Origin of the sequence: Pseudonocardia nematodicida (genome assembly GCF_040105385.1) — a bacterium.
Lineage (GTDB): Bacteria > Actinomycetota > Actinomycetes > Mycobacteriales > Pseudonocardiaceae > Pseudonocardia > Pseudonocardia nematodicida.
Genome location: NZ_JBEDNQ010000001.1, coordinates 378,439 through 395,166, shown reverse-complemented (window position 1 = coordinate 395,166; position 16,728 = coordinate 378,439). Strand labels below are relative to the sequence as shown.

Annotated in this window: 14 protein-coding genes; 3 read left to right on the top strand and 11 right to left on the bottom strand. The window is 75.7% G+C overall.

The genetic code is table 11. The features are described 5' to 3' along the window. Positions 1 to 15: 15 nt before the first annotated feature. Positions 16 to 1,182, top strand: a complete 1,167-nt coding sequence (locus tag WIS52_RS01810) for an MGH1-like glycoside hydrolase domain-containing protein (protein ID WP_349296280.1) — start codon at positions 16 to 18, stop codon at positions 1,180 to 1,182. Positions 1,183 to 1,221: 39 nt separating this feature from the next. On the opposite strand, the gene WIS52_RS01805 is transcribed toward WIS52_RS01810, so the two are convergent. The 6 genes from WIS52_RS01805 to WIS52_RS01780 form a co-directional block, all read right to left on the bottom strand. Further along, positions 1,222 to 1,623, bottom strand: a complete 402-nt coding sequence (locus WIS52_RS01805; protein ID WP_349296279.1) for a pyridoxamine 5'-phosphate oxidase family protein — start codon at positions 1,621 to 1,623, stop codon at positions 1,222 to 1,224. Positions 1,624 to 1,806: 183 nt separating this feature from the next. After that, positions 1,807 to 2,820 (bottom strand): alpha/beta hydrolase, encoded by a 1,014-nt coding sequence (locus tag WIS52_RS01800; RefSeq protein ID WP_349296278.1) that lies wholly within the window; start codon positions 2,818 to 2,820, stop codon positions 1,807 to 1,809. 82 nt (positions 2,821 to 2,902) lie between these two features. Then, on the bottom strand, positions 2,903 to 4,987 hold the full coding sequence (locus WIS52_RS01795) for a xanthine dehydrogenase family protein molybdopterin-binding subunit (protein WP_349296277.1): 2,085 nt from the start codon (positions 4,985 to 4,987) through the stop codon (positions 2,903 to 2,905). Continuing rightward, on the bottom strand, positions 4,984 to 6,003 hold the full coding sequence (locus WIS52_RS01790) for an FAD binding domain-containing protein (protein ID WP_349296276.1): 1,020 nt from the start codon (positions 6,001 to 6,003) through the stop codon (positions 4,984 to 4,986). The genes WIS52_RS01795 and WIS52_RS01790 overlap by 4 nt, the downstream gene beginning before the upstream one ends. After that, positions 6,000 to 6,539 (bottom strand): 2Fe-2S iron-sulfur cluster-binding protein, encoded by a 540-nt coding sequence (locus tag WIS52_RS01785; RefSeq protein ID WP_349296275.1) that lies wholly within the window; start codon positions 6,537 to 6,539, stop codon positions 6,000 to 6,002. Before WIS52_RS01785 ends, WIS52_RS01790 begins: the two co-directional genes overlap by 4 nt. Positions 6,540 to 6,706: 167 nt before the next feature. Continuing rightward, on the bottom strand, positions 6,707 to 7,291 hold the full coding sequence (locus WIS52_RS01780; RefSeq protein WP_349296274.1) for a helix-turn-helix domain-containing protein: 585 nt from the start codon (positions 7,289 to 7,291) through the stop codon (positions 6,707 to 6,709). Positions 7,292 to 7,358: 67 nt separating this feature from the next. Between WIS52_RS01780 and WIS52_RS01775 the strand changes: the two genes are divergently transcribed. Both WIS52_RS01775 and WIS52_RS01770 read left to right on the top strand, forming a co-directional pair. Then, a complete protein-coding gene (locus WIS52_RS01775) occupies positions 7,359 to 8,354 on the top strand; it encodes an NAD(P)/FAD-dependent oxidoreductase (protein ID WP_349296273.1) in 996 nt (331 codons plus the stop codon). 145 nt (positions 8,355 to 8,499) lie between these two features. Further along, complete coding sequence (locus WIS52_RS01770; protein ID WP_349296272.1) at positions 8,500 to 9,219, top strand: SAM-dependent methyltransferase; 720 nt, start codon at positions 8,500 to 8,502, stop codon at positions 9,217 to 9,219. A 66-nt stretch (positions 9,220 to 9,285) separates the two neighbouring features. On the opposite strand, the gene WIS52_RS01765 is transcribed toward WIS52_RS01770, so the two are convergent. The 5 genes from WIS52_RS01765 to WIS52_RS01745 all read right to left on the bottom strand — a co-directional run bounded on the left by WIS52_RS01765 (position 9,286) and on the right by WIS52_RS01745 (position 16,707). Next, positions 9,286 to 10,572 carry a cytosine permease gene (locus WIS52_RS01765; RefSeq protein WP_349296271.1) on the bottom strand — a complete coding sequence of 429 codons (1,287 nt, stop codon included), beginning with the start codon at positions 10,570 to 10,572 and terminating at the stop codon, positions 9,286 to 9,288. Positions 10,573 to 10,774: 202 nt separating this feature from the next. Then, positions 10,775 to 11,149: an SbtR family transcriptional regulator gene (locus tag WIS52_RS01760; RefSeq protein ID WP_349296270.1), complete on the bottom strand. Its 375-nt coding sequence runs from the start codon at positions 11,147 to 11,149 to the stop codon at positions 10,775 to 10,777. A 157-nt stretch (positions 11,150 to 11,306) separates the two neighbouring features. Next, positions 11,307 to 12,584, bottom strand: coding sequence for a GNAT family N-acetyltransferase (locus WIS52_RS01755; protein ID WP_349296269.1), 1,278 nt, complete (start codon positions 12,582 to 12,584; stop codon positions 11,307 to 11,309). A 59-nt stretch (positions 12,585 to 12,643) separates the two neighbouring features. Further along, positions 12,644 to 13,720, bottom strand: a complete 1,077-nt coding sequence (locus tag WIS52_RS01750; protein ID WP_349296268.1) for a DUF4333 domain-containing protein — start codon at positions 13,718 to 13,720, stop codon at positions 12,644 to 12,646. Between the two features lie 32 nt (positions 13,721 to 13,752). After that, entirely contained in the window at positions 13,753 to 16,707 is a 2,955-nt protein-coding gene (locus WIS52_RS01745) for a DEAD/DEAH box helicase (protein WP_349296267.1), read from the bottom strand. Positions 16,708 to 16,728: the final 21 nt, after the last annotated feature.

Sequence of the window (16,728 nt, the reverse complement as noted above, 5' to 3'; positions counted from 1 at the left end):
ACCTTGGAAGAGGACATGCACGCCGACGACCTGCGCACCGCCGCGGCCGGAATGCTCGACCGGAACTGGGACGACGCGCGCGGCTACTGCGTGCCGAACCCCGACACCTACCCGCACCTGTGGCTGTGGGACTCCTGCTTCCACGCCGTCGTGTGGGCCCGCCTGGGTGACCCGCGCGCGGCGCGGGAGCTTGACGAGGTGCTCGCCGGGCAGCTCCCCGGCGGGATGGTCCCGCACATGCGCTACGGCGCCGAGGGCCCCGACGCCTGGCTGGGCCCGCTGCCCGGGACGTCGTCGATCACCCAGCCGCCGGTGTTCGGGCACGCCGCGCGGGCGCTGGCCGACCAGGGCGTCGCCGTGTCCGCCGACACGCTCGAGAAGGCCCGGCGCGGCCTGGACTGGCTCTGGGAGCACCGCCGCACAGACGACGACCTGCTGTTCATCGTCCACCCGTGGGAGGCCGGCAACGACCACTCCCCCCGCTGGGACGGGTGGGGCGGGCCGGGCCGGACCCCGGCCGACTACGACCGCGCCGCCCGGTCGCAGTGGAACAAGGACCTGATGGGCGCCGTCTCGTTCGACGACGCCGGGGCCGCGGTCTGGTCGTCGCGGTTCGTGGCCGCCCCGGCCGGGTTCAATGCCTACTCCGCGTTCGCCATGGCCGAGCTCGCACAGGTCACCGGGGACGACGAGCTCGCCGGGCGGGCCCGCCGGATCGCGGCGGCGATGGACGCGCGGCTGTGGGACCCGGCGCAGAACCTGTGGAACGACCTGGCGCTGGTGGGCGGTGCCGAGGACGGCGGCACCGGCGACATCCCGGCCAGCGACGGCGTGATGGGCGCGCTGGTCACCGCCGACGGCGAGAAGGCACAGGCGGCCCTGCGCCAGCTGCGCGAGCCCGAGCGGTTCGGGGCACCGTTCGGTCCGGCCAACGTCGCCCGCACCCACCCGTCCTACGACCCGCGGTCCTACTGGCGCGGCCCGGCCTGGCCGCAGCTGAGCTACCTGTTCGGGATCGCCCTGCGCCGCTGGGGTCTCGACGCCGACGCCGACGAGGTCGTCCGCGCGGCCCGGGCGGTCGCCGAGCGGGGCGAGTGGCCCGAGTACTGGGACCCGGAGACCGGGGACGCGCTCGGTGCCGCCCCGCAGTCCTGGACCGCGCTGGCCGCGGCGATGCCGTAGCCACCCCGCGGCGCGCTCCCGAGCGTGCGCCGGCGGCGGTCAGAAGGTCCAGCGGGTGGCGCCGCCCGGTGCGACCGTCGCGACGGCGGCGGCCGATTGGGCGACCACCCGGTAGACCGACCACGGCGGAGGCCCGGCCGACGGCGCGCTGAACGGCGCGGTGAGCGCGGTCCCGGACTCGTCGACCTCGCACGGCCACCCGCCCGCTGCCCACGCCGCGGCCCGCCGGGCGACGGTGCAGCGCGGGTCACGCAGGAGATCGCGGCCCTTGCGGGTGGTGCGGCCGGTCTGGAACCAGAAACTGCCGTCGGCCCACAGCGAGCCGACCGCGGTGACGTGCGGGCTGCCGTCGGGGTCGAGGGTGGTGAGCCACGTGGTGTGCCGGTCGGGGCCACCGGAACCTCCATGCCGGTACCGACCCGGCGGAGGAACCGAACTCATCTCCTCGCCATGGAGCCGAGAGACGACATCGCCGTCCTGAGCCGACTTCACACCCCCGGGCCCCGCTTCACACCTGCTGCGGCGGGTGTGAAGCGGGGCCCGGGGGTGTGAAGCGTGGGCGAGGTCCGCTCGGGCACCCTTCGCGGGCTCGCCGCAGCGGACGCGGGCGCGTTCGGCCGGGATCTACGTCGGCAGGTCCCGGAGGGCGGTGACGGCCTCCAGCAGCGCCGCCCGCGCGCTCGCACTCACCGCGACGAGCCCGGCGAACCCGTGCTCCAGGTCCGGGAACCGGCGCCCCGTCACCCGCACCCCGGCGTCGCGCAGCCGCTGGGCCAGCTCCTCCCCCTCGTCGCGCAGCGGGTCGAACCCCGCGGTGGCCAGGTAGGTCGGCGGCATCGCGGCCAGGTCCGGGGCCCGGACCAGGGCCGGCCCGGTCGGGCCCGGGTCGCCGCCGGGCAGGTACAGCCGTTCGACGTCGGCGATCCCCTCGGCGGTGAGCCCGAAGCCCGAGCCGAGGGTCTCCCGCGATCCGCCGGTGCGGCCGATGTCGGTCACCGGATAGAGCGCCCACACCAGGTCCGCGCGCGGTCCCCCGGCGCGGGCGAGGGTCAGCGACGCGTGCAGCGCCAGGTTCGCGCCCGCGCTCACCCCACCCACGACGACCCGCTCACCGGGCGCTCGATCGTCCGACGCGGACCGCAGCGCGGCGACGACGTCGTCGAGCCCGGCCGGGTACGGGTGCTCGGGCGCGAGCCGGTAGTCGATCGACAGCACCCGGATCCCGGCCCGCACCGCCAGGAACCGGCACAGCCCGTCGACCGAGTCCCGGCAGCCCTCGATGAACCCGCCACCGTGCAGGAAGACCAGCACGTCGTGCGTGCCGGGCGGGGTGTAGCTGCGCGCGGGCACACCACCGACGGTGAGGTCGCGGGCCGGGACGCCGTCCAGACCGGCGGGCGCGAGCACCCGGGCCAGGTCCCGGACGAACTGCCGGCGGCCTGAAAGAAGGTCGGCCGCGTCCCGGCGGGAACCGAGCCGGGCGGTGAGCCGGCGGAACAGCCGGGTGTCCGGGTCGAGCCGCACCCCGTCCCGCAGGACCGGTGCCCCGGCGAGCCGGGTCCGCAGCGGCCGCGGCAGCCCGAACACCGTGCGGCGCACCGCACGTCCCACCGCCACTGCCGCCCCGGACCACGCCACGGCCGACGACCCTACCCACGCGACGATCACGAATCGGGCGCGGATCCGGCCGGGGGTGGCCGCATCCGCGCCCGGTCGTGGATCACGACCCGAGGAAGTCGTCCAGGGTGATCGGGAGGGATCGGACGCGGACTCCGGTGGCGTGGTGGGCGGCGTTCGCGACGGCCGCGGCCGCCCCGACGATGCCGATCTCGCCGATCCCCTTGGTGCCCATCGGGTTGACGTGCGGATCCTGCTCCTCGATCCACTCGGCGTCGATGTCGCCGACGTCGGCGTGCGCGGCGAAGTGGTAGCCGGCCAGGTCGCCGTTGACCACGTGCCCGACCCCCGGGTCGACGACGCTCTCCTCGTGCAGGGCCATCGACAGCCCCCAGACCATGCCGCCGAGGAACTGCGAGCGCGCCGTCAGCGGGTTGACGATCCGGCCGGCCGCGAACACGCCGAGCATCCGGGGCACCCGGATCTCGCCGGTGTCGGCGTGCACCGCCACCTCGACGAAGTGCGCCCCGTAGGCACCCATCGCGTACGCGGCGGCGTCCGGGTTCGCCTGCGCAACCCCTTCGGCCTCGGCCGCGTCGTCGGGGTCGTCGCCCCACTTGTCGCGGAACCGGTCCGCGGCGTCGACGATCGCGGTGCCCCAGGACGCCGTGCCGGCCGAGCCGCCCGCGACCGTCGCGTGCGGCAGCCCGGTGTCGCCGAGGTTCAGGTCCACCCGGGAGGCGGGCACACCGAGCGCGTCCGCGGCGATCTGGGTCAGCGCGGTGCGCGCGCCCTGGCCGATGTCGGCGGCGGCGATGTCGACCCGGAACCGGTCGGGGTCCTGGTCGTACCGGATCGAGGCCGCCGACCCGGGCATGGTGAAGGCCGGGAAGAACGACGCGGCGACGCCGGTGCCGTGCCACCAGCCGTCGACCAGCCGGGCGCGCGGGGTGGCGTCGCGGTCGGCCCAGCCGAACCGCTCGGCGCCCCGGCGCAGGCAGGCGACGAGGTTGCGGGTGGAGAACGGCAGCCCGGAGTCGGGATCGACGTCGGGCTCGTTGCGGATCCGCAGCTCGATCGGGTCGATGCCGAGCTCGTGGGCCAGCTCGTCCATCGCCGACTCCGCCGCGAAGCTCCCCGGCGCCTCGCCGGGGGCCCGCATGAAGGTCGGGACCGAGCGGTCCAGCGGCACCAGCCGGTGCGTCGTCCGCCGGTGCGGCGCGGCGTAGAGGTGTCTGCTGTAGACCGCCGTCGGCTCGCCGAACTCGGCCATCCGGGCCGTCTGCTCGACGGCGTCGTGCGTGATCGCCCGCAGCCGTCCGTCGGTGTCGGCCCCGAGCTCGACGTGCTGGACGGTGCCCGGCCGGTAGCCGGTGGTGTCGGTCATCTCGCGCCGGGTCAGCGCCAGCTTGACCGGGCGGCCGGGCACCGCGCGGGCGGCCAGCACCGTCAGCACCGAGTTGGCGTGCATCCCGCCCTTGGTGCCGAACCCGCCGCCGACGTGCGGCGAGACCACCGTGACGGCGTCCTCGGAGAGCGCGAACAGCCCCGCGATCCCGCGCCGGGTCTCCCACACCGACTGGGTCGACTCGAACACGACGACCCGGTCACCGTCCCAGCGCGCGATCGACGCGTGCGGCTCCATCGGATGGTGGTGGTTGCCCGAGGTGGTGTACGTGGCGCGGGTGCGGACCGGCGACGCGACCAGCGCGGCGTCCGGGTCCCCGGCCACGGTGTCCGGCGGGAACATCACCACGATCTCCGGGGTGTAGGCCTCCGGCGAGTCCGGGTCGAGCACCGTGCTGGACGGCTCCGCCTCGTAGCTGACGACGACGGCGTCGGCCGCCTCCCGGGCCGTCTCCGGGCTCTCGGCGACGACGGCCGCGACGTACTCGCCGCGGTAGTGCACCGCGTCGGACTGCAGGACGGCCTGCTCGGCGCCCGCGTCCGGCGCGAGCCGCGGCGCGCTCTCCGCCGTCAGTACCGCGACGACGCCGGGCAGCGCCTCGGCGACGGACGTGTCGATCGCGCGTACCCGGCCGCGGGCGATGCTGGAGACCACACCGGCCAGGTACAGCGGGTCGTCGACGAACTGCTCGAACGCGTAGTGCGCGGTGCCGGTGACCTTCGCGGGGCCCTCGATGCGGGGCAGCGCGGTACCCATCGCCCGCGGTTCGACGAGCGTCATGCGGCCTCCTCCGATCCGGTCGTGGTGAGCTGCCGCAGGGCGGCGGTGACGGTCCCGGACACCAGCGGGATCTTGAAGGCGTTCCCGCCGACGGCGGTCTCGACGGCCCGGGCGTCCGCGGTCTCGGCCGCGGCGGCGGCCCGGAACGACTCGGCGGTCGCCGGGCGACCGCGCAGCGCCTCCTCGGCGCGCGAGGCCCGCCACGGGGTGTGCGCGACGCCGCCGAGCGCGATCCGCACGTCAGCGACCGTCCCGTCGGCGGCGACCTCGAGCGCGGCGGCCACCGAGACCAGCGCGAACGCGTACGACGCCCGGTCGCGGACCTTGCGGTACACCGAGCGCGCCGCGATCGGCGACGCCGGCAGGTCCACCGCGGTGATCAGCTCACCGTGCGCGAGCACCGTGTCCCGGGTCGGGTCGTCACCGGGCAGCCGGTACAGCTCCGCGAGCGGCAGCACCCGCTCCCCGTCCGGCCCCAGCACCCGGACCCGGGCGTCGAGCGCGGCCAGCGCGACGGCCATGTCGGACGGGTGGGTGGCGATGCAGGCGGAGTCGCCGGCCCCGAGGATCGCGTGGTAGCGCGCCCAGCCGGTGCGGGCCGAGCAGGCCTGCCCGGGGTCGCGCTTGGTGCACGGCGCCGCCGGGTCGGCGAAGTAGGCACACCGGGTGCGTTGCAACAGGTTCCCGCCGGTGGTGGCCATGTTGCGCAGCTGGCCGGACGCGCCGGCGAGCAGGGCCTGGGCCAGCACCGGGAACCCGGCGCGGACCCGCGGGTCGGCCGCGACGTCGCTGTTGCGGGCGCCGGCCCCGATGCGCAGGCCGCCGTCGTCGAGTGTGGTGATCTCCTCGGAGACGACACCGGTGAGGTCTACCAGCGTGCGCGGCGCGGTGATTCCCAGCTTGAGGTGGTCGACGAGGTTGGTGCCACCGGCCAGGAACGCGGCTCCCGGGTCGGCGGCGACGGTGGCGACGGCGCTCGCGGCGTCGTCCGGGTGGGCGTAGGTGAAGGGCTTCATCGGGTCTCCCCCGCCGGAGTCGCGACCGACTGCACGGCGCTGACGATGTTGCTGTAGGCGGCGCAGCGGCAGAGGTTGCCGCTCATCCGCTCGGCGATCTCGGCCCGGTCCAGGACCGCGGGGTCGGCACCAAGGTCGGCGGTCACCGCGCTCGGATGACCCGCGCGGGCCTCGTCGAGCATCCCGACCGCGGAGCAGATCTGGCCGGGCGTGCAGTAGCCGCACTGGTAGGCGTCGAACTCGACGAACGCCTCGGCGAGCGGGTGCAGACCGTCGCCGCCCGCCAGGCCGTCGGCCGTGGTGACCTCGGCGCCGTCGTAGGCGACCGCGAGGGCCAGGCAGGCCAGCTCGCGCCGTCCCGGTCCGCCGTTCCGGCTCACCAGCACGGTGCACGCGCCGCACTGGCCGTGGTCGCATCCCTTCTTGGTACTGGTCACCCCGAGGCGCTCGCGGAGCGCGTCGAGGACCGTGGTGCGGGTGTCCACGGTGAGGTCGTGTCGCCGGCCGTCGACGGTCAGCGAGATCGTGGCGTCCACGTGGTCGTCCCCTTCTGCAGGACTCGATCCGTCGGCTCCCGAAACGGAGCCTCCTCCGTAACGGTACGGAACATCGTTCCGGCTCGCGCGGTGAACTCTCGCCGGATCGCGGCCGGGCCGTCGGGGTACCCCGCGTCGCCGCCGGTCTATCGCCCGGACCCGGGCCGCTACCCGCGACCGGCCGGGGCGGCCCGGGTGTGCATCCGCTCCCCCTGCGGACCGAACAGGCTGAGCACCTCGACCGAGCGGCCCGGGTCGGCGGCACCGAACCAGTGCGGGACGTGCGTGTCGAACTCCGCCGCCTCCCCCGCCGTCAGCACGACGTCGTGCTCGGCCAGCACCAGCCGCAGCCGGCCGTCGAGCACGTAGAGCCACTCGTAGCCCTCGTGGGCCTTCGGGCTCGGGTCGGCGCCGCGGTACGGGATAAGCATCTTGAACGCCTGCAGCCCGCCCGGCCGCTCGGTGAGCGGCACGACGGTCATCCCGTGCGACGTCCGCGCCTTCAGTCGCACCCGCGGGTCACCGACCGCCGGGGCGGCGACCAGCTCGTCGAGCGGCACCTGGTGTGCCTGCGCGATCGGCAGCAGCAGCTCCAGGGTCGGCCGGCGGCCGCCCGACTCGAGCCGCGACAGCGTGCTGACCGAGATACCGGTCGCCCCGGACAGCTCGGCGAGGGTCATCCCGCGCTGGTTCCGGAGCCCGGCCAGCCGGGGTCCGACTCCGGCGAGGGTGCCTGCGATGGCGTCGTCCATGGGTCGAGTTTGCCAGAACGGCAACGATGTTTGCCATTCTTGCCGGAGCGCGCGCATCCTCGTCGGCATGAACTCCTACGACGTGATCGTGGTCGGCGGCGGGTCGGCCGGGCTGTCCGGGGCGCTGCTGCTCGCCCGGGCGCGGTGGCGGGTCCTGGTCCTCGACGACGGCACCCCGCGCAACGCCCCCGCCGACGGGGTGCACAACTGGCTCACCCGCGACGGCCTGCCCCCGGCCGAGATCGGCCGGATCGGGCGCGCGGAGGTCACCGGCTACGGCGGGGAGGTCCGCGACGCCCGGGTGACCGGGGCGCGGGCGCTGCCCGAGGGCGGGTTCGCCGTCACCACCGCCGACGGCGACGAGGTCACCGGTCGGAAGCTGCTGGTCACCACCGGACTGGCCGACGAGCTCCCGGAGATCGACGGGCTCGCCGACCGCTGGGGCGCGGAGATCTTCGCCTGCCCGTTCTGCCACGCCTGGGAGCACCGCGACACCCGGATCGGCGTCCTCTCGACCGGCCCGCACGACCTGCTCAAGGCGCACATCGCGACCCGCTGGAGCGCCGACGTCACGCTGTTCCTGCACACCGGCCCGCAGCCCGACGACGAGCAGTGGGCCGGCTACGCCGCCTGCGGCATCACCGTCGTGGACGGCGCCGTGCACGCGGTCGAGACCTCCGGGGGGACGCTGTCCGGGCTGCGGCTGGAGTCCGGGACTGTCGTGCCGGTCGACGCGCTGGCGATCTCGCCGCGGGCCGCCGCCCGGGCCGGTTTCCTCGCCGAGCTCGGTCTCACCGCGGTCGAGCACCCCTCGGGACTCGGGGACCACGTGCCCGCCGGGCCGATGGGCGAGACCGCGGTGCCGGGGGTGTTCCTGGCGGGCAACGTCACCGATCCGATGGCGACGGTGCCCACCTCCGTCGCCGCCGGCTCGGTCGCGGGCGCCGGGGTCACCCGTGAGCTGCTGACCGAGGACATCGCGCGGGCCCGGAGCACGGCCGGGGCGGGGTCGCGGACGGACCTCGCCGGGGAACCCGCCCCGGCGGGCAGCGCCCGATCATGATCCAGCCGCTGGGCTCGGTGCGCCCCGGGGCGGTGCGACGCTCCGCGGGTTCACCGGCCGCATCTCCGCGTGCCGTCCGGTCCCGTGCCGTCGGCCGGACCGCCACCCCGCACCGTCAGACGACCGACCCGAACCGGAGGACCCCGTGACCCGACCCGACCACACCGCGCCCGCGCCCGGCGACCACGCGCACCCGCACGGACATGCCCACGGGCCCGCGCACCACCACGCCGACCCGGACGCCGACCAGCACTCCGCCGAGTTCTGGGACGCCGCCTACTCCTCCCGGCCGCAGGTCTGGAGCGGTCAGCCGAACCGCTGGCTGGTCACCGACGCCGCTGACCTGGCTCCGGGGCGCGCCCTCGACGTCGGCTGCGGGGAGGGTGCCGACGCGATCTGGCTCGCCGGACGGGGCTGGACGGTCACCGCCTCGGACGTCTCCGGTGTCGCGCTGGAGCGGGCCCGGGCCGGCGCGGAACAGGCCGGCGTCGCCGACCGGGTGCTGATCCGGCACGGGGACCTGCGCACCGACGTGCCCGACCGGGCGGCCTACGACCTGGTCACCGCCCAGTACCTGCACCTGCCGTCGTCGATCCGGGAGGTCGCCTACGCCCGGCTGGCCGAGGCCGTCGCGCCCAGCGGGACGCTGCTGATCGTGGCGCACCACCCGCGCGACCTGGCCGGCGAGATGCCGCGGCCGCACGACCCGGACCTGTTCCCGTCCGAAGAGGAGCTCGCCGGAGCCCTCGACCCGGAGGTCTGGGACGTCCAGGTCGCCGAGGCCCGTCCGCACCAGGCCACCCACCCCGACGGCCACCAGGTGACCGTGCACGACACGGTCCTGCGCGCCCGCCGCCGGGCCTGACCCGGGCGGGTCGCGGGAACCGCCGACGGGTCGCGGCAGCCGGTGACGGGTGGACGACCCGTGCCCTCAGGCGCGCTCCGAGGCCCGCCCGAGGACCGCGGGCAGCACCGCGGCGAGCACGGCCGCCACGACGACCCCCTGCACGGCCGGGATCCCCAGGTCGAACACCGACCCCAGGGCCGCGACGACGGTGCCGCCCAGGTAGGCCAGGAGGCCGGGCGGGCGCACCAGCGGCGCGCTGTCGAGCGGGGTGCCGGGGTCCTGCCGGCGCCAGCCGCCGAGGAAGGTTCCGATGATCGTCCCGCCGAGCGGCGGGATCAGCACGCCGAGCAGGACCAGGAACGTGGTCATGCCGTCGGCGACGCCGGTCAGCGCCAGGACGATCCCGACCGCGACCCCGCCGACGACGAACGGGCCCTTGTCGGCGCGCCCGGTCAGCTCGGCCCCGGCGACGCCGAACGCGTACGCGGCGTTGTCGTTGGTGGTCCACAGGTTCGCGACGATGAGGAGGACCGCCAGCCCGATCGATCCGGTCAGCAGCAGGATCTCGGAGAAGTCGGCCTCGCCGTAACCGATGGCGCCCAGCCCGCCGAAGATCAGCATCCCGGACTGGACCGCCAGCACCGCGACGGCGGTGACGGCGAAGGCCGAGCGGCCGCCGGCTGCGAAGCGCGTCCAGTTCCCGATCTGGGTGCCGCCGCTGATGAACGTCCCGATCATCATGGTCAGCGCCGTGCCGGCGCTGATCGACCCGTCGCCGGTGGCGGCGAGCATCCCGGACCAGCCCCCGGCCGTCCCCACCGCGCCGACCGCGACCCACACGCACAGCACCACCATCAGCGGCACCGAGATCCAGGACAACAGCTCGATCCCGCGGAACCCCTTGTAGGCGGTGACGGCCATCGCGATCCCGCCGACCACGACGACCGGCCAGGCCGGCACGTCGAGCGCGGTCGAGAGCAGCTCGCCCAGCACACCGATGGTGATGCCGTACCAGCCGATCTGGGTGCCGCCCAGCAGCAGCGACGCCCACTTGCCGCCGGCGCGGCCGAGCACCAGCCGGGCGAGCAGGACCGTGGTGAGCCCGGTGCGGGCGCCGGCGATGCCGAGCAGCGCGATGTAGAGAGCGAGCACCGCGGCCGCGACGAGCGCGAGGACGACGAACGTGCCGAGATCGAACGCGGCGGCCACCTCGCCGCCGGTGATCATCGTCGGGGTGAAGAACAGGAACCCGACGACGACGACCGTTACCGCGGCGATCCCCCGCCGCTCGGCGACCGGTACCCGGTCGAGCGGGACGTCCCGGTCGGCGACGTCGGTCTCGGGAGCGGTCGGCGGCGGCGAAGCGGTCACGGAGCACCTCGGGGTGGTGAGCGGGAGCGGGCGTCACGATGAAACGGTCTCGGCGGCGCTCTCACCAGGTCTTTCGCCCTGATATGGCGGGTTTCACCCGCGACACCCTGTCCCGGTGCGCGATCCCACAGCGGGATGCAACACGCCCGACCCGCGCGTTCACACGCCGGTCATCCGGGGAACGTAGGCGGCCCCACCGGAGTCACCGGGTGGTGATCGCCCGGAACCGCATGCCCTGGACGAGGAGCTCGACCACCCGGTGGGCGAGCTCGACGTCGTCGCCGGAGGGCCCGGGCAGGCAGAGTCGCCCGACGGACAGGAGCAGCTCCTCGGCGTCGAGACCGGGGTCGATCTCGTCGCGGGCCGAGGCGGTGGCGAGGAGCGCCTCGAGGGCCGGGCCGAGCGTTCCGGTGAAGTAGCCCGGCAGCGCGTCGAAGGCCGGGTCACCCGAGTGCAGGGCCGCGGCGAGGCCCCGCTTGGTCGCGACGAACTCGGTGAACCGCAGCAGCCACCGGGTCAGCGCCTCGACCGGCTCGTGCTCGGCGGCGAGGCGCGGTCCGGCATCGGCGCCCGGCACGGCTTCGGCGGCATCGCCGGGTACGACAGCGGCTCAGCGCCGCCTACATCCGCAGCGTCCTCGACGCCGACCCGGGGCTGTGGGCCACCGCGAGCACCGCCGCGGTGCAGGCCGAGAGCCCGCTCGTGCGCATCGAGAGCAAGTAGCCCCCGCGGGTTCAGAAGAAGGTGCCGCACCACGGGACCGGTGCGCCGACGTCGAACAACCGGTCCGCACGGGCCGCCGCGCCGGGGGTGTGCTCGGTCCAGCGGCCGGCCGTGACCAGGGTCGACGGTGCCCGGTCGCCGAGGAACACCGTGCCCAGACCGGCGGTGTCGCACTCCAGGTCCGGGGACGCGTCGCCGGCCGGGGACGGCCCGTCCGGGCCGAGCCGCCAGGTGCCGGACCAGTGGTCGAACAGCGGGTCGCGGACCCGCAGCACGACGGGCTCACCGGCGCCCCAGGTGCGGGCGGCGAGCGCGGCGGCGGGGTCGACGATCCGGACCCAGAGCTCGTCGTCGCGGCCGGTGACCCGGTGCGCGCGGGGGTCGACCAGCCACAGGCCGAGGTCCTCGTCGCGCGGGCGGGCCCACGCCGTGACCGAGCGGATGAGGTCGATGCCCGCGAGAAATGCCCAGAGCCCGGCGGTGGCCGCCGGCGAGCCGGCCCACAGCTGCTGCACCGTGATGTCGTCCCCCGGGTCCCGTCCGAGGTCGGCCTCCCTGACACCCCACACGGCGAACCCGTCGTCGGCCCCGTCCGGGCCGGTGTGCACCGCGATCCCCTTGTAGTCCGACGCCGTGGGCCCCGCCGGCGACAGCGCCCGCCGCCACCAGCGGGGGTTGCGGGTCATGCCGCCGGGACGGTCCGCGGCGAGCCGCTCCTGCAGTGACGGCAGCACCTTGGCCGCCTCTGCGGCGTCGAGCATCCGGACCGGGCCACCGGCCGGGGCCTCGGGTCGCCAGGACGGGCGCGGGGTCAGCGAGACGTGCTCGGCGCGGCTGGCGATGCCGTAGCCGAACCGGCCGTAGATGGCGGCCTCGCTGGCGCGCAGCACGGTCGCGACGTCCCCGCGGTCGCGCGCCGCGGTCAGCTGGGCGCGCATCAGCGCGGTGAGCCGGCCGGCGCGGGTGCTGTCGGCCCGGACGCCGACCCCGCTGACGGCCGCGGCGTCGATGCGCGCGCCGCCGGGCGTCGTCACCCGGGTCGGGAACGAGAACGCGCACCCGACGACCTCGCCGGCGGTGTGCGCACCGAGCCAGTGCTCGTCGGGCGCCTGGCCGTGCGCCTCCCACGGCTCGTCCTGCACGGGCCCCCGGTGCAGGGTCTGCAGGAAGACGTCCCAGGCGGCGCGGCGCTGCGCCGGGTCGGTCAGGGTGCGGACGTCGTGCCGTGTCCTGTCATCGTGCCGTGTCCTGTCATCGTGCTGTGCTCTGCCGGCGTGCTCCGTGCTCACGACTGTCGACCTTTCCCGGCAGGCGTCCCGGGCGCCACCCGATTCCCGGACGGCGCGGGTCAGACCCGGTTGACCTGGTAGTCACCCTCGTCGGAGGTGACGATGCCGGGCACCTCGACCTGCTCGCCGTCGACCACCGCCTGGCAGCTGAACTCCGTCCCGGCCGAGACGACGACGTCGTCCGGGCACTGCACCGCACCGACCTCGAGGCCGTAGTCCTCGCTCAGTACCTGGCCGACGCCGGTCTGCAGCGCCGTGCGGTCGAGGTGGGTCGTCAGCGCCCAGCCCGGCCAGACGAAGGCGGTCACGGCCAGCACGGCCGCCACCAGCACCCCGGCCGCGATCAGGATCCACATCCGGTTGCCACCGAGGGACCGGCGTCGCTTCCCGCCGTCCTCGCGCGCGGCCCACGGCTCCTCGCCCGCGGCCGGGTCGTCCCAGTTCCCCTCGCCCCAGGCGTCGTCCGGCTGTGCGGCGCCCTGCTGCCCGTCGTTCCAGGCCGACCCGGGGGACGACGCGGGCACCGCGCCGCCGGTCTCCTCGGCGGCCCGGCGGCGGGCGCGGCGCCCGGTCGGGACGGCCCAGGTGTCCTCGTTCTCGCCGTGGGCGTCGTCGCCCCAGACCGGCGCGGCCTGTCCGCCCTGGTCCCAGCCCTGGTCCCAGCCGCCGGACGTCTGCGCCGGGGCCGGCCCGCCCGCGCCGCCGTGCGGCGGTCCGCCCCAGCCGCCGTCCTGGTGCGGGCTCCACGCCCCGGTCGCCTCCCGGGGATCCTGGTCGCCGGCCCGGGGCTGCGGCGACCAGCCGCCGGTCTGCTGCGGGGACCAGCCGCCGTCGTCCTGCCGGGACCACGACCCGGTGTCCTTCGGCGACCAGGCTCCGGTGTCCTGCGGGGACCAGGCGCCGGTCGACGCCGGGTCGCCGGGCCGGCCGGCGTCACGGGTGGCGTCCCGGCGCGCCGCGGCCGGGTCCCAGCCGGTGTCCCGGGCACCCTGGGCCGCCCAGCCGTCGGGAGCCTCCGGCTCCGGGTCCCCACCGGCGCCCCACCCGCCGGGCGGCGGCGAGCCCCAGGCGGGCAGCTCCCCGGTCCGCTCGGCGGCACTCTCGGTGTCCCGGTCCGGTCCCTGCGGGTTGCTCATCGCCGACCTCTCGCCTGCTGCTTCCGTCTCGCCTACTCCGTGCCCGCCGCGACCACACCGCGGCGGACCGCACCGGAGGCCCGGTGCGCGGCCCTCCCGACCCCGCTCGACCGGCCGGCCACACCGGCGATCTGGTCGAGCAGGTCGAGAACCTGTCGGGCCCAGCGTACGAAGTCGCCCGCGGAGAGTTCGTGCCCGTTCCGTTCCGCGGCCTCGAGAACCTGTGCGAGGGACTCTCCGCGCGCCCAGCGGTGCATCGGCCAGGCGAACGCCAGGTCGGGTGCGCGGGTGCGTTCGGCCTTGTGCCGGCGCTGGTCGGCGTCGAGCTGCTCCCACAGCCGGACGGTCCGCTCCAGCGCGTCGGACACCGGGCCGGCGGGCAGCCGGGGCATCGGGGCGTCGTCCCGGCGCGACTCGTAGACCAGCGACGACGCCACCGCGGCCAGCTCCTCGGGTTCCAGGCCGTCCCACGCGCCGTGCCGCAGGCACTCCGCGGCGAGCAGGTCCGACTCGCCCCACAGCCGGGCCAGCGCCCGGCCGTGCTCGGTGACCTCCGGCTCGCCGTCGGCGACCTCGTCGACGGGCAGCAGGTAGCCGCGCTCGGTCAGCACCGCGCGGATCCGGTCGAACGCCCGGGCCAGCGAGTGCGTGGTGGAGCGCACCTTCTGCCGCAGCGTCTCGGTCTCGCGCTCCAGGCGGGCGTGGCGCTCCCCCCAGCGGGCGTGCGCCTCCCGGTCGTCGCAGCCGTGGCAGGGGTGCGCGCGCAACGCCCGGCGCAGGGTGGCCAGCTCCGGGTCGTCGTGCGCGCCGGTACGCCGGCGCCGCTCACGCTGCGACGGCGTGTCCGGCGAGAGCCGCGAGTTCCGCAGCGAGGAGGCGATGTCCCGCCGGACCTGCGGGGACCGGTGCTCGACCCGCTTGGGCAGCTTGATCCGGCCCAGCACCTCGACGGCGTCGGGGAAGTCCGTGGCCGAGAGCCGGCCGGCCCAGCGGTCCTCGGTGCACACCAGCGGCCGGGGTTCGGGGTCCCGCCCGTTCGCCGAGAGCGCGCCCACCCCCGGGTCGAGCACGACGGCGATCCCGGCGCGCTTGCCGGCCGGGACCGCGATCACGTCGCCCGGACGGAGCTCGCGCAGCGACTCGGCGACCTGGTCGCGCGCCTCCGCGGTGTTGCGGCGGCGCAGCGCCTTCTCCCGCTCGGAGATCCGGCGGCGCAGGTCGGCGTACTCGGCGAAGTCACCGAGGTGACAGGTCATCGACTCCCGGTAGCCCGCCAGCGCCTCGGCGTTGCGGTCGATCCGCCGGGCCAGCCCGACGACCGAGCGGTCGGCCTGGAACTGGCCGAACGAGCGCTCCAGGAGCTCCCGGGCGTCCGAGGTGCCGAGCCGCCCGACCAGGTTGACGGCCATGTTGTAGACCGGCCGGAACGAGCTGCGCAGCGGGTAGGTGCGGGTCGAGGCCAGCCCGGCGACCTGCTCGGGGTCCATCCCGGGCGTCCAGACGACCACGGCGTGGCCCTCGACGTCGATCCCGCGCCGCCCGGCCCGCCCGGTGAGCTGGGTGTACTCGCCCGGCGTGAGGTCGACGTGCGCCTCACCGTTGTACTTCACCAGCCGTTCCAGCACGACGGTGCGGGCCGGCATGTTGATGCCCAGCGCCAGGGTCTCGGTGGCGAACACGCAGCGGACCAGGCCGGCGACGAACAGCTCCTCGACGGTCTCCTTGAACGCCGGCAGCATCCCCGCGTGGTGCGCGGCGACGCCGCGTTCCAGCGCCTCCCGCCACTCCCAGTACCGCAGGACGCCGAGATCGGCCTGCGGCAGGTCGCCGGTGTGCTTCTCGACGATGCGGCGGATCTCGTCGACCTCGTCGGGCTCGGTGAGCCGCACCCCGGCCCGCACGCACTGGCCCACCGCCGCGTCGCAGCCGGCCCGGGAGAACACGAACGTGATCGCCGGCAGCAGGCCCTCGCGGTCCAGCCGGTCGATCACCTGGACCCGCGACGGCGGCCGGAACCCGCCACGGGACGGCGGCCCGCTGGCGCGCGGACCCCGCCCGACGACGGCGGTCGAGTCGTTGCGCCGGTCCGGTCGCCCGTTCCGGGTGCGGCCCCGGTCCCGGCCCCCCGGACCGCCGCGTCCGCGCGGGCCCCGGTCTCCGGCCCGGTCGGCGGCCCGGGCCCCGGCGGAGTCCCGGCGCTGCATCTCGCGGGTGTGCCGGACCAGGTCCGGGTCGACCACGAGCTCGTCCTGCGCGGGACCGTCACGTTCCGCGGAACGGCGCTGGGAGAACAGGTCGAACAACCGGTTGCCGACCATCATGTGCTGCCACAGCGGCACCGGCCGGATCTCGTCGACCACGACCGTGGTGTCCCCGCGGACCTCGATCAGCCAGTCACCGAACTCCTCGGCGTTGCTCACCGTGGCCGACAGCCCCACCACCGCGACGTGCTCGGGGAGCTGGAGGATGACCTCCTCCCAGACCGCGCCGCGGAACCGGTCGGCGAGGTAGTGCACCTCGTCCATCACCACGTAGCCGAGGTGGTCCAGCCGGCGGTTCGCCGCCGCGTCCGCGTCGGCGTAGATCATGTTGCGGAGGACCTCGGTGGTCATGACGACCACCTGGGCGTTCCCGTTGACGGCGGTGTCGCCGGTCAGCAGCCCGACCGCCTCCGGGCCGTAGCGCTCGACCAGGTCGGCGTACTTCTGGTTCGACAGCGCCTTGATCGGCGTGGTGTAGAAGCACTTGCGGCCCTCGGACAGGGCCAGGTGCACCGCGAACTCCCCCGCGACCGTCTTGCCGGCGCCGGTCGGGGCGCAGAGCAGCACCCCGTGCCCGTCCTCCAGGGCCTCGCAGGCCTCGCGCTGGAAACCGTCGAGCTCGAACGGCAGCATGCCGGCGAACTCCGCCAGCCGCGGGCGCGCGGCCCGGGCCTTCGCCGCGGTGTAGGCCGCAGCCGGATCGGGGATGTCGGGCCGGGTACTCACCGTCTCAGGCTGTCACACCGG

Coding starts and splice junctions, on each gene's coding strand:
- WIS52_RS01750 (WP_349296268.1), bottom strand. CDS start 13,720: ATGAGCAACCCGCAGGGACCGGACCGGGACACCGAGAGTGCCGCCGAG.
- WIS52_RS01795 (WP_349296277.1), bottom strand. CDS start 4,987: ATGACGCTCGTCGAACCGCGGGCGATGGGTACCGCGCTGCCCCGCATC.
- WIS52_RS01775 (WP_349296273.1), top strand. CDS start 7,359: ATGAACTCCTACGACGTGATCGTGGTCGGCGGCGGGTCGGCCGGGCTG.
- WIS52_RS01810 (WP_349296280.1), top strand. CDS start 16: ATGCACGCCGACGACCTGCGCACCGCCGCGGCCGGAATGCTCGACCGG.
- WIS52_RS01780 (WP_349296274.1), bottom strand. CDS start 7,291: ATGGACGACGCCATCGCAGGCACCCTCGCCGGAGTCGGACCCCGGCTG.
- WIS52_RS01790 (WP_349296276.1), bottom strand. CDS start 6,003: ATGAAGCCCTTCACCTACGCCCACCCGGACGACGCCGCGAGCGCCGTC.
- WIS52_RS01805 (WP_349296279.1), bottom strand. CDS start 1,623: ATGAGTTCGGTTCCTCCGCCGGGTCGGTACCGGCATGGAGGTTCCGGT.